This window comes from Streptomyces sp. NPDC104371, assembly GCF_055583785.1.
Window position 1 is genome coordinate 379,516 of sequence record NZ_JBVJNF010000003.1, and the last position, 22,664, is coordinate 402,179.

Sequence of the window (22,664 nt, forward strand, 5' to 3'; positions counted from 1 at the left end):
GAGGGTGCCGGTCACCGGACGACCCCGGTGACCGGCACCCTCCCTTCGGCACCGCCCCGGTCCGCCCGGAAATCCGTTCGAGCAACTCCCGGCGGAACCAGTAGGGTTCGCGCCGTGAGTGATGACAGAAGGACCGAGATCCGACCCGCGGACACCGCGGACGCGGCGGCGATCGCACAGATCCATGTGGACTCGCGCGCGGCGACCATGCCGTATCTGCCCCCGCAGACGCGCGGTCAGGACGAGGTCACCGCGTGGGTGGCGAACATCGTGCTCAAGACGTGCCGCGTCTGGGTGGCGGTGCGTGACGAGGAGATCCTCGGCTATGCCTCCCTCGAGGACGACATGCTCGAGGACCTCTATCTGCGGCCGGACGTCCGCCGCCAGGGCATAGGGACGCGGTTGCTCGACGTGGTCCGGCAGCACAGCCCCGAGGGGTTGTCCCTGTATGTGTTCCAGCAGAACACCGACGCCCGCGCGTTCTACGAGCGTCATGGCTTCACCGTCGTCGACACCGACGACGGCAGCAGGAACATGGAGAACCTGCCCGACATGACCATGCGCTGGACCCCCGACCGCGCACACTGACCGCGTACGCCGAGTTCGCCACGCGTAACGCCCGGCCACCAGGTGGCCGGGCGTTACGCGTACTCGCCGTCGAGAAGCCGTCAGACAGCGGCGCGCTTCGCGTACGCCGTCAACTCCGCGAGGAACTCCTCGCGTACGGCGGGCGCCGCCCAGGAGATCTCGATCGCGTTGCGCTGTAGACGCACCAGATCGGCGTCGGAGAGCGCGGCGGGCTCGCGCAGGGCGGCCAGGTTCTCCGCGACATAGCCCGGGAAGTACGCCGGATCGTCGGAGTTGACCGTCACCTTCACGTCCTGGTCGAGCAGGGCACGGATCTCGGCGGCCTTCATGCCGTCCGTGACCTGCGCGTTGGAGATCGGACACACCGTCAGGCCGAGGCCGCGCGCGCGGATCCGCTCGATCAGGGACGGGTCCTCCAGAGCGTTCACGCCGTGGTCGATACGGTCGACGCCGATCTCCTCGATGACCTGGCGGATGTGCTCCGTCGAGTTCTTCTGGTCGACGTCGCAGTGCATCGTCAGCCGGAACCCCTCGGCGCGCGCCCGAGCGAAGACCTCACGGAACTTCACCGGCGGGTTGCCCGCCTCGTCCGAGTCCAGACCGACACCGATGATCCACTCCTGGTACCCGAGCGCCTGCACCAGCGTGGCCATCGCGAACTCGGCCTGGAAGTCCCGCAGGAAGCACATCACGAGACGGCCCTTGAAGCCGGTGTCGCGCTCGGCGTCGTCGAGGGCGCGGGTCAGGCCGCGGATGACGGTGTCGAAGGCGACGCCCCGCGCGGTGTGCGCCTGCGGGTCGAAGAAGATCTCCGCGTACCGCACGTTCTGGGAGTGCGCCTTGGCCGCGTAGGCCGCCGCGAGGTCGTAGAAGTCCTGCTCGGTACGGAGGACGGACATCCCCTCGTAGTAGACGGAGAGGAAGCCGGGCAGATCGTGGAAGTCGTACGCGGCGCGCAGCGCGGCCTCGTCGGCGTACGGCAGCTCGATGCCGTTGCGCTGGGCCAGCGCGAACTTCAGGCCCGGTTCGAGGGTGCCCTCGATGTGCAGGTGCAGCTCGCACTTGGGCAGTCCGGCGATGAACGCGTCCACGGTGACGGGTGCGGTGGTCATGATGAACTCCTCGGCTGGATGCGTCAGTTGGCGGCGGTCGCGGCGGTGGGGTTCAGGATGTCGACGACGTCCTGGGTGTGGTAGTTGACGACACCCAGGTCGGTGACGGCGTACTCGGGGATGGCGGTGATCTCCAGGAAGATCAAGTAGCCGAAGGCGGAGGGGAGTTCACAGCCGAGCGCGCGGGCGGCGGCCTCCAGGCGGTCCTCCGCGGCGGCCATCTCCTCGGGGACGAGGTCGGCGACGATACCGGCCACCGGCAGCGGCAGGAACTCCTTGATCTCACCGCCGTCCACGACGACTTGACCACCGCCGTGCTCGGCCAGGTGGTTCACGGCGAGGGCCATGTCACCGCGGTCGGCGCCGACACAGACGATGTTGTTGTCGTCGGGGGCGGCCGAAGAGGCGATCGCACCGGAGCGCAGACCGAACCCGTTGATCATCGCGGTGACCGTGCCGCCGCCGTTCTTCCCGTAGCGCTCGGAGACCGTGACGTACAGGGCGTCCTGCGCGAGGTCGGCGCGGACGGTGCCGGCCACGACCGGCAGCGTCATCTCCACACCCTTGCGTACGAACGGCACGGTGCGGTCCATCTCGACCACCAGGGCACGGGCGTCCTCGCCCTCGGCCGCGACACCGATCGAGTCCTCGGTGACCGGGGCGACCTGGAAGGCGGGGGAGAGGGCGGCGGTGCGCTCGGGGGCGCGCGGCGCCTCGACGGTCCGGCCGTCCCGCGCGACCAGTTGGCCGCGCGCGAACACCCGCTCCACCACGAACGATTCGGGGGAGTCGACGATCAGTACGTCCGCGTAGCGGCCCGGCGTGATCGAGCCGACGAGGTGGTCGACGCGGTACATCTCCGCGCAGTTGAGCGTCGCCATCTGGATGGCCTCGACCGGCCGCACGCCCGCCTTGATGGCCATGCGCACCAGCTTGTCGAGGTGGCCCTCGCGCAGGATGTCGGCGACGTGCATGTCGTCCGTGCAGAAGCCGACGCGCCGCGACTGGGCGCCGAACTCGGTGACGGTGCGCACGTTCTCGTTCATGAAGTGTGCCACCGACGACTCACGGATCAGCAGCGACATCCCCGCGCGCAGCTTCTCCAGCGCCTCCTCGGCGCTGTAGCTCTCGTGGTCGAGCCGGACGCCCGCGGCCGAGAGGGCGTTGATGGTGGTCGTCGCGGCCATGGGCGCGCAGCCGAAGATCGGCAGCCGGTTGCGGTGGGCGAGTTCGAGGGCGCGCAGCACCTTCTCGTCGCGGTTGAGGACGAACTCGGCGACGGTCTCCCACACCCCGAAGCAGTCCGCCCAGTCCTGCGTCTCGGCGTGCTCGTCGGGCCCGAAGGAGAAGCCGACCGTCGTCTCGGGCAGCGTGTACGGCGTCTTGAACGGCGCACCCCAGAAGATCTTCATGGGGCTCGCCTCCGCCTCGCGCAGCGCCTCGCGCACCCCCTCCAGGCCGGCCACGACGAGGAACTGGTCGAGCCCGGAGACCACCGAGGTGGTGCCGTGGCGGACGGCGGCGTCGGCGAACATCGTCACCGACAACTTCGAGCATTCCAGGTGCAGATGGCCGTCGATGAGCCCCGGCGTCAGGTACTTGCCGGTCGCGTCGATGATCTCGGTGTCGGGGCCCTCGTACGCGGAGACGTCACCGGTCGCGGCGATCCGGTCGCCCGTGATGGCGACATCGGCCGGGTAGATCTCGCCCGTGCAGACGTTGACGAGCTGTCCGCCCCTGATGACGCGGTCGGCCTTGACGACGCCCTCGGAGGCGTCGATGAGTGCGCGGAGGCTGGGCTGGTTCATGGGGGTGTGGCTCCAGAGGTGGTACGAGCGCAGGTAGCGGGAGGGGAGTACGAGGGAGGCGTGAACGGTCAGGCGGCGGGCGTCAGTTCGGCCTCGGCCCGTACGGTGTGGCGGGCGAGCAGCCAGTATGTGACCCCGGCGACGAGGGCTCCGGCGAACACCGAGAGGTCCAGGCCACCGGCGGCGCGGGACAGCGGGCCCACGAACACGCTGGAGTCGACCCAGAGCACGGCGGCGGCGAGGCCGAGCAGCACCGCGAGCAGACCGGCCGGGCGGACGCCGCCCCGGTGCCAGTAGATGCCCCGGCGGCCGGTCTCGGCCGGGAACAGCGAGGGCACGTCGTAGCGGCCCCGGCGCAGCGCCCAGTCGGTCAGATAGACGGCGGCCCACGGGCCGAGCCACAGCACGATCAGGCTCAGGAAGTTGGACAGCAGGGTGTAGAAGTCGGCGGAGAAGACCGCCCACAGGGTGATGCCGGTGCACAGCGACAGGTCGATGAAGACGACCATCCAGCGCTTGATCGGCAGGCCGACGGCCAGCAGGTTCAGGCCCGAGGAGTACATGTCGGTGGTGTTGACCGCGAGCAGCGAGACGATCGCGAGCAGCAGATACGGCGTGCTGAACCAGCCCGGCAGGATCGCGGGGAGGCCGGAGATCGGGTCGGCGGCGTCGGTGGTCGCGGTGGCGACGGCGGCGCCGAGGATCTGGAGGAGGATGTTGGGCACCATGCCGCCGAGCGCGGCGCAGGCGAACACCTTGCGGGGAGCGGAGCCGGCGGGCAGATAGCGCGAGTAGTCGCTGCCCATGTCGGCCCAGGACAGGCCGCCCGAGGCGGTGACCATGGCGAGGACCAGGGAGATCGTCACGAGCGAGGGGGCCTCGCCATGGGCGCCGAAGTCGGCCTTGGGCGCGACGAGCACCGCCATCACCGCGAACATCGCGGCGAAGACCCAGGCGAAGTACTTCTGCACCTTCATGATCAGGTGGTATCCGGCCAGCGGCAGCAGCATCTGCAACCCCGCCGCGGCGGCGATGACCAGCACCTTCACCGACGTACCGGTGGTGATATGAGCCTGGTCGAGCAGGGCGAGACCGGCGAGCACGATCAGCACCATGCCCCCCGCCTCGAACCCGACGAGCATCACCCAGCTCAGCAGCGCCGGGAGCCGCCCGCCGCGCGGACCGAAGGCGGCGCGCGAGACCGAGTGGGTGGAGGTGCCGGTGCGCGGGCCCTGGAGGCTGGTCAGTCCGGTGATGGCGAAGCCGAGCACGTTACCGGTGACGATCAGCGCGACCGCGTACCAGAAGGACAGGCCGAAGGAGACGACGAGCGCTCCGTAGACGACCGTGAAGACGGTGGTGTTGGTTCCGGCCCAGAGCCCGAGAAGCCGGGTCGGCCCGCCCTGACGCTCCTCGGCGGGCACGGCGTCGATACCGCGCTGCTCGACCGTGAAGACCGAGGCGGTGGAGGGGGCGGAGGTGGCGGGGGCACCGGAGACGGCTGATGTGGCGGACCCGGCGGATGCGTCGGACGGGGTGGATCCGGTGGGCGGGAGGGATCCGTCGGATCTGTTGGATCCGGGCGGGGCGGCGGTGGTGGCCTCGGCCATGGTCGGCAGGCGTCCTTTGCGGACTCGCGTCCCGGCCTGGAGGGACGGGACGGGGATGTACGGGGAGGTCCGGCGGGGGGCCGGAGCAAGAGGCGCACGACGGTGTGCGAGGGGGTGGCAGCCCGCGGGGCATGGCCCCGGGACCTCTCTGACGCGTTGCCTAAACGTTTTGGCAACGGGGTGGACGGTAATGCCTAAACGTTTTGGCAGTCAACCGGTAAGCTCACTGCCATGCCAGATGTCACAGAGCCGACGGGTGGTACGGGGCTCACGGGCGGTACGGGGTCCACGGGCTCCGGCGCGCTTCGGGAAGCGCGCGCCGCCGCGCGTACGCCGGGTGCGCCCAAGGGGGGCGGGCTGCGTGAGGTCGCCCGCCGGGCCGGTGTCTCCGTCACCACGGCCTCGCACGCGCTCAATGGCGTGGGCCGGGTCGGCGCCGAGACCCGAGAGCGGGTCCTCGCCGTCGCCGCCGAGATCGGCTACCGCGCCAACCCCAACGCGCGCGGCCTGCGCGGCGCCCGGACCGGACTGCTCGGTCTGACCCACCGCACCGCCGTCGAGGGCGGCATCACCGACATCGAGTACTTCGTCAAGATCGTGAACGCGGCGACCTGGACGGCGATGGCGCACGACTACTCCCTCGTGCTCGTCCCGCCGTCGCTGGACGGACGCCCCTTCGACTCGCTGCCGCTGGACGGCACGATCGTCATCGACCCGCTCACCGACGACCCGCTGCTGACCCGCCTCTCCCGTACGGGCGTCCCCGTCGTCACCACCGGCCGCGACCTGTCCCGCAAGGACGCCTTCCCCTGGGTCGACAACGAGCTGTCCACCTGCGCCGTCGCCGCGCTCGACCATCTCGCCGCCACCGGGGCCCGTCGTATCGGACTGCTGACCGGCTCGACCGGCCAGTCCTACGACGAGGACGCGGCCCGTGCGTACGTCGACTGGTGCGAGCGCACCGGCCGCCCCGTCCTCATGGACCGCGCCGAGTCGGGAACGGACTCCACGGCCGCCGCGCATCGCCTGCTCACCCGCCCCGACCGGCCCGACGCCGTGTACGTCGTGATGGAGAAGTTCGGCTTCGCCACGCTCGCCGTCTGCCGCGAACTCGGCCTCGCCGTACCGGAGGACGTACAGATCGTGGTCGGCGCCGACGGGGAGTTCGCGCGCAGCGCGCGCCCGGAGCTGACCGCGCTCGACCTGGCGCCGGAGGAGATCGGCCGCCAGGCAGCCGAGTTGCTGATCGACGTGATACGGCACCCGGCGCGGGCCGGTGCCCGGCCCCAACACCGCCTCGTCGCGGCCACGTTGCTGCCGCGCGCCTCCACTCTGCCGGTGGCGGGGGAGGGTTGACGAGGGTTGTGGTAACTGCCGGGCGGCGCGGTGGTGTTCAGCGCCGCCCGGCTTCGAGCACGGTGGTGCTCGGCAGTCTCATCTCGATGGCGTAGTCCTCGAATCCGAGGGAGCGCCAGAAGCCGATGCCTCGTTCGTTGTGGGCGAGGACGTCGAGCGTCACACGCCGCCCCGGCCAGTACTCCTCGCGCAGGGCCGCGATCGCGGCGCGCCCCGTTCCCCGCCTGCGGAAGTCGCGGGCGACGAAGAACTGACGCAGATGGATGCCGCCGTCCTCGTCGGTGCGCCACAGCGCGTAGAACGCGGGGACGTGGTCCACGGTGCCGAGCGCGGCGGTGTAGTCACCCGCGAGCCAGCGGCTCATCCGGTCGGCGAGCTGTCGGCCGCGCATCGGGTTGTCATGCGGCTGGTCCTCGATCAACTGCTCGTTGAGCGCCGCCAGTACCGGTACGTCCTCCGGTCCTGCCACACGGATGCGCACTCCCTGTTCCCCCTGGGGTCGGCCGTCTGTTGTCGATGCGAGGCATAAGGCGTAGGGCATGCGGGGTCGGCCGAACCGGCCGGTTGCCGGGAGAGATGACGATCAGCGTTCGGAAGGACAGGACACACGTGAAGCGCCTGCACGGTCGATAGCTGACGGCCGACCCCGCACCCCCATGCTGATGCATGGTTGTGGTTGTTGCAAGCTATTCGCAATAGAGGCGTAGGCTTCCCCCGAACGATCACCTACTCGAGGGAGAGCTGTGCCCATGGGCAGCTACACGCTTCCTGACCTGCCGTACGACTACTCCGCTCTCGCCCCGGCCATCACGCCGGAGATCCTGGAGCTGCACCACGCCAAGCACCACGCCGCGTATGTGAAGGGCGCCAACGACACCCTGGAGCAGATCGCCGAGGTCCGCGACAAGGACCAGATCACGCCGACGGGTCTCGTGGGACTGGAGAAGACGTTCGCGTTCAACCTGTCCGGGCACGTGCTGCACTCGATCTTCTGGCAGAACCTGTCCCCCGACGGCGGCGACCGCCCCGAGGGCGCGCTGGCCACCGCGATCGACGAACACCTGGGCGGCTTCGAGGCGTTCAAGAAGCAGCTCACCGTGGCGACCACGTCCGTGCAGGGCTCCGGGTGGGGCGTGCTGGCCTGGGAGCCGCTCGGGCGGCGGCTGATCGTGGAGCAGGTCTACGACCACCACGGCAACGTCGGCCAGGGCGCCACGCCGCTGCTGGTCTTCGACGCCTGGGAGCACGCGTACTACCTCCAGTACAAGAACGTGCGCCCCGACTACGTCACCAAGCTGTGGGACCTGGTCAACTGGTCGGATGTCGCGGCCCGTTACACGGCGGCGACCGGCGCCTGACACGACACCGGGCGGAATGCGCGCGCCGGGCCGGGAAGTCCCGTGACTTCCCGGCCCGTTCGGCTGTCGAAGCCTTGCGTGGCCAACTTCTCGATCTTGCCCAGCCGTTGCGGAGCGAGCGATACCATCGCGCTGATTCCGACGCCGAGTTGGGGGCGTGCCGCCCCGGACGGAGCGTCAGCGAGGAGGGGGAGACATGGTGGAGCAGCCGCAGCGGCGAACATCGACGGGGGACGAGGCGGTGGCCTTCGACCCGCAGGCGCGGGCGTGGGTCACGAAGGCGGCGGCCGGGCGGGACGGCTTGGCCCATGTCCCGCACCTGGACGGCGCGTTGAGGGTGGACGAGACCTCGCTCGCCGAGGGCGCCGACGACTTCGGGCACCTTGTGCACCATCTCCCGGCGGCCGTGCTGCGCCCCGAGTCCACCGCGGACGTGGTCGAGATGGTCAGGTTCTGCGACGCGCACGGCATCGAGGTGGCCGCCCGCGGCCAGGGGCACTCGACGTACGGGCAGGCGCAGGTGGCCGGGGGACTGGTCATCGAGACCGGGTCACTGGACCGGATCGGAGCGGTGGAGGCCGGGCACGTCACCGTGGGCGCCGGGGTGTTGTGGAGCACCCTGACGCGCGAGACGCTGCGGCACGGGCTGACGCCGCCCGTCCTCACCGACTACCTGGACCTCTCGGTCGGCGGCACGCTGTCGGTCGGCGGACTCGGCGGCCAGGTCCACCGGTTCGGCGCCCAGGTGGACAACGTGACCGAGCTGGAGGTGGTCACCGGGGCCGGGGAGAAGGCCACCTGCTCGCCCACCCGGCAGCCGGACCTGTTCCGGGCGGTGCTCGCCGGGCTCGGCCAGTGCGCGGTCATCGTCTCGGCGACGCTGCGGCTGGTCACGGCGCCCGAGACCGTACGGCACTTCCTGCTGCCGTACACGGACCTGGAGACGTTCCTCGCCGACCAGCGGCTGCTCGCCGGGGACCCGCGGTTCACGTATGTCGAGGGCATGGTCGCGGCCGACGACGCGGGCGCGTACACGACGTACGTCCTGGAGGCCGCCGCCTACGGGCCGCCCGCCGGACCCGAGCCGGACGACACCGAGCTGCTGCGCGGACTGCGGTACGACCGGTCCGGCCCGGTGGCCGCCGAGACGCTCCCCTATATCGACTTCCTCGACCGGCTGGCCGTGGGCGTGGCCGAACTCCGGCGCGCCGGTCTCTGGTCCTGGGCCCACCCCTGGCTGAACCTGCTGCTGCCCGGTGACCGCGCCGTCGAACTGGCGCGCACCCTGCTGGACGGGTTCGCCGGGCACGACGTCGGCCCCGGCGGCACCGTACTGCTCTATCCGCTGGTCCAGCGCCATCTGCACACCCCGCTGCTGCGGGTCCCCGACGACCCGGTGCCGTATCTGCTGGCCGTCCTGTGGACGCTGGACCCGGCCGACCAGGCGGCGGTGACGGCCCGGACGGCCGCCAACCGCGCCGCGTACGAGACGGTGCGTGCCGTCGGCGGTACGCAGTACCCCGTGGGGACCGTCCCGATGACGCCCGACGACTGGCGCGGCCAGTACGGGAAGGTCTGGGAGGAGTTCGCCGCGGCCAAGCGTCGCTACGACCCGAGCGGCCTGCTGGCCCCGGGCCAGCACGTCTTCACCGGCTGACCGGGCGCGTCCCGCCGGCTGGATTCGTCCTCCGCGTCTGCCATCGTGGCATGATAGTTGAAGATAGAACATCTTCGGGAGGCGTCCACGGTGAGCGAGGCCGAGACGCAGGGCAAGATCGGAACGGAACCGATGGCGCCGCGATACGGCGCGCCGGTGGACGGCGAGGGGCCGACGGGGGCCGCGCGGGTCGACGTACTGACACCGCGCGACGTGCCCCTCGGCGGCCCCCGGGCGATGACCGTGCGGCGGACGCTGCCGCAGCGTGCCCGGACCCTGATCGGCGCGTGGTGCTTCGCCGATCACTACGGTCCCGACGACGTGTCGGTATCCGGTGGCATGGATGTCGCCCCGCATCCGCACACCGGTCTCCAGACGGTGAGCTGGCTGTTCAGCGGGGAGATCGAGCACCGCGACAGCCTGGGCAGCCATGCCTACGTACGACCCGGCGAACTGAACCTCATGACCGGCGGGTACGGCATCAGCCACTCGGAGGTCTCCACCCCGCGCACCACCGTCCTGCACGGCGTCCAGCTCTGGGTGGCGCTGCCGGCCGAACACCGCGCCACCGCACGGGACTTCCAGCACTACGTGCCCGAGCCCGTACGGATCGACGGTGCCGAGATCAGGGTCTTCCTGGGCTCCCTCGCCGGCCACACCTCCCCGGTGAAGACCTTCACCCCGCTGCTGGGCGCCGAGATCGCCCTGCCGCCGCACACCACCCTCACACTCACCGTGAACCCCACCTTCGAACACGGCCTCCTGATCGACCAGGGCGAGGTGAGCCTGGCCGAAACCCCGCTGCGTTTCGCGGAGTTGGGCTACGCCTACCCGGGCACCGGCACACTCACCCTGACGAACACGTCGGACACCACCGCCCGGATGATCCTGCTCGGCGGCCCCCCGTTCGAGGAGGAGATCATCATCTGGTGGAACTTCATCGGCCGCTCCTCAGAAGAGATCGCCCAGGCCCGCCGCGACTGGACGGAAGGCCGCCGCTTCGGCGAGGTGAGGGGCTACAACGGCGCCCCACTGCCCGCCCCCGAACTGCCGAGGGTGCCACTGAAGCCTCGGGGGAACCGACGCTGACGCGTGGCCGGGATCGGAGTGTGCGACGACTCTGCACGTGCCATATCGTGCCCACATGCGCAGGTCCTTGCGGTTGGCAGTCGCACAGAGCACGGTCACGGAAGATCCTACCGACTCGGCGAACTTGCGGGCGAGCGGTGAGCAGATACGCGATCTGATGCGCGAAGCAAGCGCTGTCGGTGCCAGGTTGGTGCAGTTCCCGGAGGGGGCGATCACCTACCCCAGCAAGCATGTGATGTCGTCAGGCCCGCAGGGGGCACTTGCTGCCGCGGACTGGAACCGGGTTGACTGGGATGTCGTACGCACCGAAGCGGAGTCCGTCGCCGACCTGGCCGGACGGCTGGGCCTATGGGTGGCCTTTGGTTCGCCTCATCCACTGACACCCCCGCACCGCCCGCACAACAGCCTCTACGTCATCTCGGACGAAGGACAGCTCGTCTCCCGCTACGACAAGCGATACCTGTCACACACCGAAGCCTCGTACATGTACACCCCCGGCACCGCGCCCCTTGTGTTCGAGATCGACGGCATCCGGCTCGGCGTCGCACTGTGCATCGAGGTCAACTTCCCGGAACTCTTCCACGAATACGAGCAGTTGGGCGTGGACTGCCTTCTGATCTCCGTGATGGTCGACGATGCTGCGCGCGCTGTCGTCGCGCAGGCGTACGCGACCCTCTACAACTGCTGGGTGGGCTACTCCGTACCAGCTCAATTCGGTGCCACCGCTCCCGCCACGATCACCGCGCCTGGCGGGCGACAGCTCGCGAGCTGCCCTTGTGACAGTCGGCCTGGCCTCGCGATCGCCGACATCGACCTGGACACGCAGGATCCCGACATCGTGACAGCCCTTCGCCTTGCGCGGCCACGGCGTCAGCTTGCACGCGAGGGCATGTATGACAGTTACGTCGTTCTGGGGGATCAAAGAAGCGAGAACCGCGCCGAGTTCTGACACAAGGCCGTCGAGCGGTGTCCGCGCGCGAGGGAAGGAACCGATGCTGACCTGCGGTAACGCGGCCGGTGTCACAGGCGTGTGCCGTTGACCTTCAGTGTCACGTCGATGTTGTCGCGTGTGGCGTTGGAGTACGGGCAGATCTGGTGGGCCGTTGTGACCAGTTCGCGTGCTTGATCGTCGGTGATCGAAGGCAGCGAGATACGCAGGTCGACGCCGAGCTTGAAGCGGCCGTCGTTGATGGGGATCAGGGAGACGGACGAGTCGATCTCCGCGTCGTCCGCCTTGAGCTTGCCGCGCTGCCCGACCAGCGCGAGCGTTGTGCCGAAACAGGCGGCGTACCCGATGGCGAAGAGTTGCTCGGGGTTTGTGCCCTCACCGGTCCCGCCCAGTTCCTTGGGCTGCCGCAAGTCCAGATCCAGCCGTCCGTCGTTCGTGCGCCCGTGACCGTTCCTGCCTCCCGCGACGTGTGCCTGGGCTGTGTACAGCGCCTTGCTCATCCTCAACTCCCTTGTTCGGCTACCGCAATTCGAATCTGACACTTCAAAAACAGGAAGTCAATGACTACGGTCGGGTTCGGAGTCCATGCGACGAGTGGAGGGGAGACCCCGGCCCCGCCCCCGGCGGCATTCGGCATCGTCGGCACCGACGACGCGGCCTGGCTGGCCGCGCGCATGCTCCCCCAGCCGCTGCGCACGTTCACCGAGCCCACTCGCCTGAGCGGCGCCGTCGACCGGATTCCCGGAACGGCCGTCTTCTGCGAGCCGCGGACCTACCCGTTCGATCGGTTCGGCGAGGCCGTCGGCTACCGGACGTACGGGCTGGACGGCCCGCACGACGTGATGCTGACCGACCCGGAGCCGCTCACCCGGACGCTCCTGGAGGCCTGTTCACTCAGGAGCACGAAGCGCGAAGCCTAGACTGACGCGGTGGAACAGCGGACGTACAACCAGTACTGCGCGACCGCGCGCACCCTCGATCTCGTCGGCGAGCGCTGGACGCTCCTGCTGATCCGCGAGCTTCTGACCGGGCCCAAGCGGTTCGGTGACCTCCAGGCCAGTCTGCGCGGCCTCGGCACCGGACTGCTGGCTGCCCGCCTGAAACACCTGGAACGCGAGGGGCTCGCGCACAAGACCACGCTCCCGCCGCCCGCCCGGACCCCCGCGTACGCCCTCACCGAGGCCGGTGAGGAACTCGGCCCGGCGATCCTGGAGTTGGCCCGGTGGGGCCTGAAGTGGGCGATGGGTGAACGGCGTGCGACCGAGACGTTCCATCCGGGCTGGGCCGTGCTCGGCCTGCGGGCCTGCTTCGACGCCGAGGCCGCCGCCGGACTGCGCGCGGTGTACGAGTTCCGTATCGACGACGAGTTCTTCCACACCCGGATCGACGACGGGACGATCGAGGCGCTGCACGGACCGGCCCAGCATCCCGACGTGACCGTCACGATCAGCCAGGAGGCGTTCCTCCGCCTGGCGGGCCACGACCTCACGTTCGCCGAGGCGATCGAGAGCGGTGCCGCGTCGGCATCCGGCGACAGCGAGGCCCTGCGCGGCCTGAGGGGCCTGTTCCGGCTGCCGTCCCCGCGCGCCCGGAAGGCGGACCGTCACGGCTGATACTGACGTCCTGGGGACCTTCAGGACGCCGCAGCCTTGAGAAGACCCCGTCCAGGGGATACCTATTGGCGCCGTTCAACGGCCCGAGAGAAGTCACCCTCCGGTGAGGCGATCGGCGGGCGTACTACGCCGACGAGGCGCCACCCCCGCCCTCACCCGCGCCGCAACGTCGACGTCAGCACCCGTAGCGTCAGTACGCCGGAGAGCATCATCAGGCACGAGGCGATCAGGTGGTAGAGGCTGAAGTCCTGGGCCACTCGGGGGCCGCCCGTGACACCGAGGAGGAGTACGCCGGTGATCCCGGTCGCGGCGGCCAGGAACGTCAGCAGGGACAGGTGGACCAGGCCGGTGACGATCCGGCGGTCGCGGTCGTCGGCGAACAGGCGGATACCCACCGAGAGTCGGCCGTGTTCGAGCGCATCGGCCAGCCGGTCCACCCGGTGCGGCAGCCGCCGCAGCATCGGCAGGACCGCGAGGGCCTCGGTGGCGGCGATGGTCCGCAGTGACCGCGGCGAGGGGGCGAGCACGGCCTCGGGGAACGAGGCCGTGGCGAAGGCCCGTGACTCCTCGACGAGGTCGAAGCCCGGGGAGAGTTGGGCGAGGGTGCCCTCCAGCGTCGCCAACGAGCGGAAGACCGCGGCCAGTTCGGACGGCACCGAGATGCCGTAGCGGGCGGCGATCCGGAACAGGTCGGTGAACATCTCGGCGTCGGCGGTCGGACCGGCGCCGAGGTGGCGGGCCGTGAAGCGGCCGACGGCCCGTCGCAGACCGCTCTGGTCGATCTCCTCGGGGGCGTCCGCGATCTCTACCAGGGCGTCCATGAGCGCGTCCGTATCGGCGCCGTCGACGGCCAGCAGCAGGCGTTGCAGCACCGAGCGCAGCCGGGAGTCGAGGCGGCCGACCGAGCCGAGGTCCAGCATGCTGAGCCGGCCGTCGCGGAGCAGGAACAGGTTGCCCGGGTGCGGGTCGGCGTGGAAGACACCGTTCAGCATGATCTGCGACAGCAGGGCGCGCAGCAGTGTGCGGGCCAACTCGGCGCGGTCCAGCCCGTGGGCGTCGATGACGGGCCCGGCCTCGCCGAGGGGCACGCCGTCCAGGTACTCCATGACCAGCACACGGCCGGTGCACCACTGGGGGTGGATCCGCGGTATGACGACGTCGCTCTCCCCGCTCGCGGCGCGCACCGTCTCGTTGTTGCGGGCCTCGACGGTGAAGTCCAGCTCCTCGCGCAGCGCTTCGCCGAACCCCTCGGCGAGCGTCTCGATGCCGAGGGACCTGGCCCAGTCGCTGCGGCGGCGCAGGGTGCGGGCGGTGCGCTGGATGATGTCGAGGTCGCTCTCGACCAGCGAACCGATGCCGGGGCGCCGTACCTTGACGGCCACTTCCTCGCCGGTGTGCAACCGGGCACGGTGCACCTGCGCGATGGACGCGGCGGCCAGCGGTTTGCGGTCGAACTCCGAGAACACCTCGTCGATTGGGGCGCCCCACTCGGCGATCAGCCGCGCCTCGATGTCCGGCCAGTCCACCGGGGTCACCTGGTTCTGGAGCCGGGCCAGTTCGCGGGTGAACTCCGGGGGCAGCAGATCGTGGCGGGTGGAGAGGATCTGTCCGACCTTGACGAAGGTGACCCCCGCTTCCTCCAGGGCCTGCCGCAGTCGCCTGGCGGCATCGGGGACCGACGCGCCGGGACGCGCCGTGGGCTCACGTCGGCTCGTCAGATACGGGGCCAGTCCGTGCCGGAGCGCCACCCGGCTGATCCGGGAGTAACGGCGAAGGCGCCGCCACCACTGCTGGAGCGCCCGGTAGGAGCGCAGCGGCCGGGGCCGTGCGCCGGTCGCGGCGGCGATCTCGCCGACGACGAGCAGGAGCATCGCCACGAGCACGCCGATGCCCACGAACAGCAGGATGAACGCGGGCTGTTGGCCGGGGTCGCGCATCCGGTCGCCGACCGAGAGCCCGGCCGCGGCCACCCCCGCGACACCGCTGAGCAGCAGCCGCGTCCGGCCCGCGCGGACACCGAGCATGCGCCGGGCGGCGACCGGCAGGATCAGCGTCCAGAAGCCGATGAAGAGGGCGGCAACGCCGTAGCTCAGCACCACAACCGGTCACCTCGCGTCAGGGGTCGGGAAGGAAGGCAGTCCGACAGCCCGGCGGTACGGGCGCGTCGAGCGTGCCGAAGTGAGGTGGGCGCCGCAGACGGCCGGTTCCGCGTCACCCGGATCGCCGTCCGCGGCGCGCACCGGCCCGGTCAGCCGGGCTTCGGCGGCGTCCCCAGGGTTTGACGACGGACAGCGCGACGTTGACGACGTACACGGTGAGCGCCACGGTCGGGACGATCACCAGGTTGTAGCGGGTGAACCCCAGATGCATGGCCGCGATCGACCCGGTGGGATGCCGGGCCACCACGTCCCCCGCCTCGTGCAGCCGGGCGGTGAGCTGGAAGACGGACGCAGCGGCGGCGGCGAGGGTGAGCCAGAACTTGACGGTGACCCACTGGAACCGGAACAGGCCCCAGGGCGTGCCGAGTGCCAGCACCAGCCCGGTGAGCAGCGACAACAGGCTGAGGGGGAGGTTCAGCGGATCGCCCAGCAGCGGCATCGTCCGGTAGGCGGTGCGCAGGGTGTCCGCGTCCTCGGTCGCCAGCGCCAGCGCGCCCAGCGCGAGCAGGCACAGCATGAGCGCCAGCCAGCCGACCGAGGTGACGATGTGCAGGACCACCAAGGCCTTGCGCGGGGACGGCCCCAGTCGACCGCTTGAGACGATCATCGAATGTCCTGTCCTCCGGGAGCCGCCGCCATGACCCCTCAACAGTCGCTCGGGCCCCACCGGGACGTCGTCAGCGAGCGGCGGTAACCGCCCTACGGTGTCGGACGTACGAGGGGTCCGGTGCTGGAGGCATCGGCGGGTGAGCCGGTTGAGCGGCCTGCCCGGGGTGCCTATCGTCGGGGCGTGGACACTGATCGTCGGAGCGGGCCGCCGCCCACCGAGCGCGCATCCGCGGCCGACCCCGCGGGCCGGATCACCGGCGCGGTCGCCGTCGACGCCTTCCTGGCGCTGGTGATCGGAGCGGCCGTCGTGGCAAGTCCCTCGCTCGTCACCGGTCAGCGCATGTCCGCGGCCTCCGTTGTGCTCGGGATCGTGATCGCCGCCGCCCTGTTCGTGCGGCGCGGCCGGGCGTTGCCGGTCCTGGCCGTGGTCACCGTGGCCGCGTCGGCCTGCGTGGCGCTGGGCGAGCATCCGGTACCGGCCGCGCTCGCGGTCGGCCTCGCCCTGCTGACGGTCGCCCGACGCACCGAGTGGTGGGCCGCGTTGAGCGCCGGCGCGGTCGCGCTGCTGGTGGTGCTCGTCCCCTGTGTCGTACGCACCGTCGGCAACCCCCGGGCGTACGGCGAGGTATGGGGGATGTCCGCGCTGATCGGAGCGATCCTGCTGTTGCCGGGGACGGTCGCGGTGGCTGTCCGGCTGCGCCGCCGGTCGGTCGAGCGGGCCGGTGCGGAGGAGGTCCGCCGCCGGGTGGCCGAGGAGCGGCTGGGGATCGCCCGCGAGGTGCACGACGTGGTCGGCCACGCGCTGGCGGTGATCAGCATGCAGTCGGGCGTGGCGCTGCACGTGAGCGAGAAGCGACCCGAGCAGATGGTGGCCGCGTTGGAGGCGGTCTCGCAGGTCAGCCGGGAGGCCATGGCCGAACTGGACCGTACCTTCGGGGTGTTCCGCGAGACACCCGACGACTCCGGACACGGGCTGCACCGGCTCGACGAGCTGGTGGCCACGATGGGCCGGGCCGGAGTGGAGGTGACACTGCGGGTGCGCGGCGAACGGGTCGCGCTGCGGCCGGAGGTGGAGCGGGCGGCGTACCGCATCGTCCAGGAGTCGCTGACCAACGTGCTGCACCACGCCGAGGACAACGCCGCCTCCGTGGAGGTGGGCTACGAACCGCAGGCGCTGCTGGTGCGCGTGGCCAACGAGGGGCGTCCGAACGGTGGTTCGTCCCGGCCGCGTGGTCCGCGGCCGCGCTCCGACGGTGGTCACGGCATCCAGGGGATGAAGGACCGCACCGAGGCACTGGGCGGACTGCTGGAGGCCGGACCGCGCGAGGGAGGCGGATTTGTTGTGACCGCCCGACTGCCTCGGGCACACTACGCCCCATGATCCGCGTTCTGGTTGCCGATGATCAAAGCCTGGTACGGATCGGGCTGCGCGTCCTGCTGGAGTCGGAGGACGGCATGGAACTCGCGGGGGAGGCCACCGACGGCCGCTCGGCGCTGGAGATGGTGCGTCGTACCCGGCCCGATGTCGCGCTGCTGGACATCCGTATGCCGCGGGCGGACGGCCTGGAGGTGCTGCGGGCGATCACCTCCGATCCCGTGCTGTCCGCCACGAAGGTCATCATGCTGACCACCTTCGACCTGGACGAGTACGTCTTCGAGGCGCTGCGCGCGGGGGCGAGCGGCTTCCTGGTCAAGGACACCGAACCGCACGACCTGCTGCGGGCGGTACGGGCGGTGGCCGCCGGGGACTCGCTGTTGTCGCCGACGGTGACCCGCAAGCTGATCAACGCCTATGTCTCCCGTCCGGGCGGCGCCCGCAAGCCGCATCCGGGCGTGTCCCAACTCACCGACCGGGAGCGGGAGATCGTGGCGCTGGTGGCGGACGGGCTGTCCAACGAGGAGATCGCCGCACGGCTGTTCATCAGCCCGGCCACCGCCCGCACCCACGTCAGCCGGGCGATGATCAAGCTCCATGCCCGCGACCGGGCCCAACTCGTCGTGTTCGCCTACCAGTCCGGGCTGGTGACCGAGGACTCCGCCTGACACCACAGGAGTTGCCCCGCCGTACGCTCATCCGCGTACGGAGGTGTCGTTCGCCGACGGATGCCGTGCGACCCGTCGACTTCCATGCTGGTTCCGCTCATTGGCCGCCGCGTGCTCGACGCGCGCCGGAGGGCCACGGACTCGGTGCACGCGGAAGGCGACATACGGATGAGTACGCAGAAGACCGGCCTCGGAGCCCCACCGAACGGCGGTGCGACGGCGGTGCGTTCGGGCCTGGGACGGACCCTGTCGGTCGTCATCACTCTGGAAGCGCTCGCGGTGCTCGTCCAGGCGGTCACCGCGGGCTCCTTCCTCAACGGTGACGACGCCATGAAGGACGTGCACGCCACGGGCGCCACCGCGGTGCTGGTGCTGGCACTGATCCAACTGGTGCTGGCCGTCCTGCTGTGGCGGCCGAAGCGCGGCCCCGGCTGGCTGCCCCTGGCCGGTCTGCTGCTGTTGGTGATGACCGTGGCGCAGGCGATGGCCGGCGGCGACCACAACCTGGCGGTCCATGTCCCGCTCGGGATGGCCACGTTCGGTGTCAGCATCGCGCTGGTGGTCTGGGCCTGGGCACCGAGGCGGTCGGTGTGATGGGTCCGTCCCGCCGACAGATACTCGGCTGGGCGGCCTCGGCCGCCGTGCTCGGGCCGCTGGCGACGGCGTGTTCCTCGTCCGGGGGCGGCAGCACACCGAAGCTGCTCAGGAGCAAGCTGACACCCCCGCGGCCGTTCCGCGTACCGCTTCCCGTCCCGCCCGTGAAGAAGCCGGTGCGGACCGATTCCCGCGGTGACCACTACGAAGTGACGGTCCGTCAGGAAGCGATCGAGATCATCCCCGGCCACAGGACACGGGTCTTCGGGTACGACGGGATCTTCCCCGGCCCCACCTTCGAGGCACGCAGCGGGCGGCGGGCGTTCGTCCGGCAGACCAACGCGCTCCAGGTGCCCATCGCGACACATCTGCACGGCGGACACACCCCGGCGGCCAGCGACGGCTACCCGACCGATGTCACCCTGCCCGTCGGCGGTGGCATGAGCCATACCGGCGCGATGCCGGGCATGGCTTCCATGAAGGACCCGCACGCCGTGGTGACCACGGGGGTGCGCACCTACGAGTATCCGCACGACCAGCGCGCGGCGACCTTGTGGTACCACGACCACCGGATGGACTTCTCCGCCCCGCAGGTGTGGCGGGGGCTGGCCGGGATGCACCTGGTACGGGACGACGTCGAGGCCGCCCTGCCGCTGCCCGAGGGCGACCGTGAGGTGCCGCTGCTGATCTGCGACCGGTCGTTCGACGAGGACGGCTCCTTCCTGTACCCGTCGAAGGACGCGACGCTGCTCAAGACCCCCGGCGTGGACGGCGGCCACCGCGGCGGGGTGCTCGGCGATGTGATCCTGGTCAACGGGGCGCCGTGGCCGGTGCTGGACGTCGCCGCGGAGCCCTACCGACTGCGGTTGCTCAACGCCTCCAACGCCAGGGAGTACGGTCTCGCGCTGGAACCGCCGCCACCGGGCGGCAAGGCGTTCCGGCAGATCGGCGGGGACGGTGGGCTGCTGCCCGCGCCGAGGGCGCACGACGTGATCGAGATGGCGCCCGCCGAACGCTTCGACGTGGTCGTCGACTTCTCCCGGTACCGGGTGGGGTCGCTGGTCACCCTGGTGAACCGGAAGGACAGCGGCGGGCCGGGCGCGGTCATGCGCTTCCATGTGGCCAAGCCGGGCCGCGCGCGGACGCGGACCCCGCTGCCGTCCCGGCTGGCCGGTGACTACGAGCGGCTCGCGCCGCCCTCCTCCTCGGCGCGGCGCACGTTCAACTTCACGTCCGGCATGGTGGACGGGCTCATGGGCTGGGTGGTCAACGGCAAGCCGTTCGACCCCGGCCGGGCGGACGCGAGGCCGAAGGCGGGCGTCACCGAGGTCTGGAAGTTCACCAGCGATCTGCGCCACCCGATCCATGTGCACCTGGGCGGGTTCCAGGTCATCTCCCGCGGGGGCGGCGGCCCGGGGGCCTACGACGCCGGGTGGAAGGACACCGTACTGATCAAGGACGGTGAGGCCGTGACCGTCGCCATCCGCTTCGACCACTACCGCGGCCGGTACATGCTCCACTGCCACAACCTGGAGCACGAGGACATGGCGATGATGGCGAACGTGATGGTCGAGTAGGCCCGGTGGTCCGGCGGCCCGGTGTCCGCCGCTCCCGGCCTCGCGCGCTACGCCGTCCCGGCCTTGTCACGGCGTCCCCAGGGCTTGGCGACCGACAGCGTCACATTGGTCAGGTAGATGACCAGCGCGACCGTCGGAGCCACGACGAGGGTGCCCCGCAGCGAACCGAGATGCAGGTCGGACACCGGCCCGGTCGGGTGCTCGTTCACGAGGTGGACGGCTTCGTGCAGCCGGGCCCGCAGTTCGAAGACGGACGCCGCGGCGGCGGCCAGGGTCAGCCAGAACTTGGTGACGACCCAGTAGTAGCGGAACAGCCCCCAGCGGGTGCCCAACGCCAGCCACAGCCCGGTCACCAGGGCGAGCAGGGCGATCGGGATGATCAGCGTGTCACCGAGCATGTTCATGCCGCGGTAGGCGGTGCGTACGGTGGTGCCGTCGTCGGACAGCAAGGCGGTGACCCCCAGGGTCAGCAGGCAGAGCATCAGCCCGAGCCAGCCGACCGAGGAGACGACGTGCACCACGGTGAGGACCGTGCGGGCACGCCGCGACATACGGGGGGCGCCGGGGCCGGACGCTCGATCGGCCCGGAGCGTGGTCTTCGGGACGGCCATGGTGACCCTTTCCGTCGGTGGGTCCGTCCATTGTGGAAGCGCGCCCGCCCGGGGGCGTCAGCTTCCGGTACAACCGCGGGCCCGCAGATCTGCGCAGCCGTCCTACGTCCGTACGCGTACGTGGGCGAGAGGCACCGGGAGCGGATCAGCGCCGTGACAACCGGACGCTGACGCGGAACCCGCGTCCGTCGGGGCGCTCACCCGCCCGCACGGTGCCGCCCACCGCGGCGGCGTGTTCGCTGATCCCGGTCATGTCCTGCGAAGAGGTCCGCTCCAGGGCGTCGCCGTCCCGGTTGTCGGTGATCTCCAGGGCCAACTCGTCGTCGCGGTAGTCCACCGCCACCGTCGCCACGGTGCACGAGGCGTGCCGCAGTACGTGGGCCAGCGCCTGCTGCACGATGCGGAAGGCGGCCAGATCGACGGCGACGGACAGCTCGCCGCGCTCGCCGGTCTCGGTCAGCTCCACATGCAGTCCGCCGGTGCTCATGGTGGAGATCAGCGAGGGCAGGCTGCTCAGTCCGGGCAGCGGTCGGCGCGGCACCTCGTGCTCCGCGCCGTGCTCCAACGTCCGCAGGGTCGCGCGCAGTTCGCCCAAGGTGTCCTTGCTGGTCCGGTTGATGGTCCGCAGGATCTCCAGCGCCCCGCGCGGATCGTCGGCGGTCAGCCGGAGCGCCGCCGCGGACTGGATGTTGATCGCCGCCAGCCCCTGCCCGGCCGTCTCGTGGATCTCCCGCGCGATCCGCAGGCGTTCGGCGTAGGCGGAGCGTCTGACCTGCTCGTCCCGGAACTGGGCCAGGTCCTCGCGGCGCACCCGGAGGACCACGCCGATCAGACAGGGCAGAACGCTCCATCCGATGGCGCCGCCCACCATCACCTGGGGCCTCGCCGGCCCGGCATGGTCCGCGGCGACGACCACCCCGGCGATCAGGACCGCGCAGGCAGCCGCGCACAGGGCGACGGCGCGCCGCCAGCCGTTGTGCCCGGCGACGAAGAACATGGCCGTGCCCACGGCGAGGAAGGGCGGCCCATAGGGGTAGTGCAGCAGCAGCGCGGTGGTCGCGGCGGCCGTGGCCACCGCGAGGGAGGCCGCCGGCCGACGCCGTCGCAGCACCAGCGCGGCGGCGCCCACGCCGACCAGGAGATAGCCGATCTGATCCGCGGCGCGGGCCGGGTGCGCCTGCCAGGACGACGTCCGCCACATCCCCGCGGCTGCCGCGAGACCGACGGCGACGGCGGGCGCCAGATCGCGGGCGACGCGGCGCCGGTCGAGACCACGGGTGATCATCATCCGCCCAGCCTATGAGCCCGCCGCCCGCCTGTGATCCGCTCCCGGACGTATACGTGAGGCTCGGAACTACTCCACGTCGAGCGGCAGGGTGCGCTGGAAGACGACCATGGATCGGCCGGGGCCGTCGTAGTCGTCGACGGTCTTCGCGTCGAAGCCGAGGCGTCGGTGGAAGGCGATCGAGCCGGTGTTCCCGAGTGACGTGATCGCCTTCAGCCGCAGCGCGCCCCGGCGCTGCGCGGCATCGGCGAACGCCGAGTACAGACGGCGTCCGAGCCCCGTGCCGCGGGCGTCGTCCCGAGTGGCGATCAGATGGACGTACCCGGTGCCGGTGGGGGTGACGAACCCGATGAGGTACCCGTGGATCCCGTCCTCGGCTCGGGCGACCAGACAGGTCTCACCGAACTCCTGCACCAGCGCCGTCAGGTGCAGGGACCGGAGGTCGCGTTCTCCCCAGTACCGGTGGTGATCAGCGAGAACCTGATGGAGGTCGGCCGTCCCGGCCGTGGTGATGTGTGTGCGCATGACACGGATCATGGCAGGCGCCTTGTGCGGATCGGTCGGTGAGGTCGGTGAGGTCGGTGAGGTCGCTACGGTCGATGCTGACGAGTTGCGCAATTTCGCAATTCAGCGAAACGCTCCTTAC

The 22,664-nt window shown here is 70.7% G+C and carries 22 protein-coding genes; 12 read left to right on the forward strand and 10 right to left on the reverse strand.

The window, feature by feature from the left end; genetic code table 11:
* Positions 1-114: 114 nt before the first annotated feature.
* Positions 115-588, forward strand: coding sequence for a GNAT family N-acetyltransferase (locus tag ACZ60T_RS12390; protein ID WP_469665827.1), 474 nt, complete (start codon positions 115-117; stop codon positions 586-588).
* Positions 589-668: 80 nt separating this feature from the next.
* Here the strand turns inward: ACZ60T_RS12390 and add are convergent, their stop codons facing one another.
* From add to ACZ60T_RS12405, 3 genes are all read right to left on the reverse strand, one after another.
* The gene (gene add, locus ACZ60T_RS12395; protein ID WP_365626417.1) at positions 669-1,700 is read right to left on the reverse strand and encodes an adenosine deaminase; all 1,032 of its coding nucleotides are present in this window, start codon (positions 1,698-1,700) and stop codon (positions 669-671) included.
* A 23-nt stretch (positions 1,701-1,723) separates the two neighbouring features.
* Positions 1,724-3,508, reverse strand: coding sequence for an adenine deaminase C-terminal domain-containing protein (locus ACZ60T_RS12400; protein WP_469665828.1), 1,785 nt, complete (start codon positions 3,506-3,508; stop codon positions 1,724-1,726).
* Positions 3,509-3,576: 68 nt separating this feature from the next.
* Positions 3,577-5,118, reverse strand: coding sequence for a purine-cytosine permease family protein (locus tag ACZ60T_RS12405; RefSeq protein ID WP_469665829.1), 1,542 nt, complete (start codon positions 5,116-5,118; stop codon positions 3,577-3,579).
* Between the two features lie 231 nt (positions 5,119-5,349).
* Between ACZ60T_RS12405 and ACZ60T_RS12410 the strand changes: the two genes are divergently transcribed.
* On the forward strand, positions 5,350-6,474 hold the full coding sequence (locus ACZ60T_RS12410; protein WP_469665830.1) for a LacI family DNA-binding transcriptional regulator: 1,125 nt from the start codon (positions 5,350-5,352) through the stop codon (positions 6,472-6,474).
* A gap of 37 nt (positions 6,475-6,511) precedes the next feature.
* Here the strand turns inward: ACZ60T_RS12410 and ACZ60T_RS12415 are convergent, their stop codons facing one another.
* Positions 6,512-6,943, reverse strand: a complete 432-nt coding sequence (locus ACZ60T_RS12415; RefSeq protein WP_365626433.1) for a GNAT family N-acetyltransferase — start codon at positions 6,941-6,943, stop codon at positions 6,512-6,514.
* A 280-nt stretch (positions 6,944-7,223) separates the two neighbouring features.
* Here ACZ60T_RS12415 and ACZ60T_RS12420 point away from each other — a divergent pair, with 280 nt between their 5' ends.
* The 4 genes from ACZ60T_RS12420 (at position 7,224) to ACZ60T_RS12435 (ending at position 11,527) form a co-directional block, all read left to right on the forward strand.
* Positions 7,224-7,832, forward strand: coding sequence for a superoxide dismutase (locus ACZ60T_RS12420; RefSeq protein ID WP_469665831.1), 609 nt, complete (start codon positions 7,224-7,226; stop codon positions 7,830-7,832).
* A gap of 196 nt (positions 7,833-8,028) precedes the next feature.
* Positions 8,029-9,489 (forward strand): FAD-binding protein, encoded by a 1,461-nt coding sequence (locus tag ACZ60T_RS12425; protein WP_469665832.1) that lies wholly within the window; start codon positions 8,029-8,031, stop codon positions 9,487-9,489.
* Between the two features lie 132 nt (positions 9,490-9,621).
* Positions 9,622-10,578, forward strand: a complete 957-nt coding sequence (locus ACZ60T_RS12430; protein WP_469666078.1) for a pirin family protein — start codon at positions 9,622-9,624, stop codon at positions 10,576-10,578.
* Positions 10,579-10,633: 55 nt separating this feature from the next.
* Positions 10,634-11,527, forward strand: a complete 894-nt coding sequence (locus tag ACZ60T_RS12435) for a carbon-nitrogen hydrolase family protein (RefSeq protein WP_469665833.1) — start codon at positions 10,634-10,636, stop codon at positions 11,525-11,527.
* 71 nt (positions 11,528-11,598) lie between these two features.
* On the opposite strand, the gene ACZ60T_RS12440 is transcribed toward ACZ60T_RS12435, so the two are convergent.
* Complete coding sequence (locus ACZ60T_RS12440) at positions 11,599-12,027, reverse strand: organic hydroperoxide resistance protein (RefSeq protein ID WP_469665834.1); 429 nt, start codon at positions 12,025-12,027, stop codon at positions 11,599-11,601.
* Positions 12,028-12,087: 60 nt separating this feature from the next.
* Between ACZ60T_RS12440 and ACZ60T_RS12445 the strand changes: the two genes are divergently transcribed.
* Positions 12,088-12,447 carry a hypothetical protein gene (locus ACZ60T_RS12445; RefSeq protein ID WP_469665835.1) on the forward strand — a complete coding sequence of 120 codons (360 nt, stop codon included), beginning with the start codon at positions 12,088-12,090 and terminating at the stop codon, positions 12,445-12,447.
* 9 nt (positions 12,448-12,456) lie between these two features.
* Positions 12,457-13,140: a winged helix-turn-helix transcriptional regulator gene (locus tag ACZ60T_RS12450; RefSeq protein ID WP_469665836.1), complete on the forward strand. Its 684-nt coding sequence runs from the start codon at positions 12,457-12,459 to the stop codon at positions 13,138-13,140.
* A 152-nt stretch (positions 13,141-13,292) separates the two neighbouring features.
* Here the strand turns inward: ACZ60T_RS12450 and ACZ60T_RS12455 are convergent, their stop codons facing one another.
* Complete coding sequence (locus tag ACZ60T_RS12455; protein WP_469665837.1) at positions 13,293-15,236, reverse strand: ABC1 kinase family protein; 1,944 nt, start codon at positions 15,234-15,236, stop codon at positions 13,293-13,295.
* A 115-nt stretch (positions 15,237-15,351) separates the two neighbouring features.
* Positions 15,352-15,906, reverse strand: coding sequence for a DUF2269 domain-containing protein (locus ACZ60T_RS12460; RefSeq protein WP_469665838.1), 555 nt, complete (start codon positions 15,904-15,906; stop codon positions 15,352-15,354).
* A 183-nt stretch (positions 15,907-16,089) separates the two neighbouring features.
* Between ACZ60T_RS12460 and ACZ60T_RS12465 the strand changes: the two genes are divergently transcribed.
* The 4 genes from ACZ60T_RS12465 (at position 16,090) to ACZ60T_RS12480 (ending at position 20,122) form a co-directional block, all read left to right on the forward strand.
* Positions 16,090-17,289 (forward strand): sensor histidine kinase, encoded by a 1,200-nt coding sequence (locus tag ACZ60T_RS12465; protein ID WP_469665839.1) that lies wholly within the window; start codon positions 16,090-16,092, stop codon positions 17,287-17,289.
* Complete coding sequence (locus ACZ60T_RS12470; protein WP_365626471.1) at positions 17,286-17,951, forward strand: response regulator transcription factor; 666 nt, start codon at positions 17,286-17,288, stop codon at positions 17,949-17,951. The genes ACZ60T_RS12465 and ACZ60T_RS12470 overlap by 4 nt, the downstream gene beginning before the upstream one ends.
* Positions 17,952-18,119: 168 nt before the next feature.
* A complete protein-coding gene (locus ACZ60T_RS12475; protein ID WP_469665840.1) occupies positions 18,120-18,545 on the forward strand; it encodes a hypothetical protein in 426 nt (141 codons plus the stop codon).
* Positions 18,545-20,122, forward strand: a complete 1,578-nt coding sequence (locus tag ACZ60T_RS12480) for a multicopper oxidase family protein (RefSeq protein ID WP_469666080.1) — start codon at positions 18,545-18,547, stop codon at positions 20,120-20,122. The genes ACZ60T_RS12475 and ACZ60T_RS12480 overlap by 1 nt, the downstream gene beginning before the upstream one ends.
* A gap of 47 nt (positions 20,123-20,169) precedes the next feature.
* Here the strand turns inward: ACZ60T_RS12480 and ACZ60T_RS12485 are convergent, their stop codons facing one another.
* The 3 genes from ACZ60T_RS12485 to ACZ60T_RS12495 form a co-directional block, all read right to left on the reverse strand.
* Positions 20,170-20,733, reverse strand: coding sequence for a DUF2269 domain-containing protein (locus ACZ60T_RS12485; protein WP_469665841.1), 564 nt, complete (start codon positions 20,731-20,733; stop codon positions 20,170-20,172).
* A gap of 145 nt (positions 20,734-20,878) precedes the next feature.
* Positions 20,879-22,021: a sensor histidine kinase gene (locus ACZ60T_RS12490; RefSeq protein WP_469665842.1), complete on the reverse strand. Its 1,143-nt coding sequence runs from the start codon at positions 22,019-22,021 to the stop codon at positions 20,879-20,881.
* A gap of 66 nt (positions 22,022-22,087) precedes the next feature.
* Positions 22,088-22,543, reverse strand: coding sequence for a GNAT family N-acetyltransferase (locus tag ACZ60T_RS12495; RefSeq protein WP_469665843.1), 456 nt, complete (start codon positions 22,541-22,543; stop codon positions 22,088-22,090).
* Between the last annotated feature and the right edge of the window lie 121 nt (positions 22,544-22,664).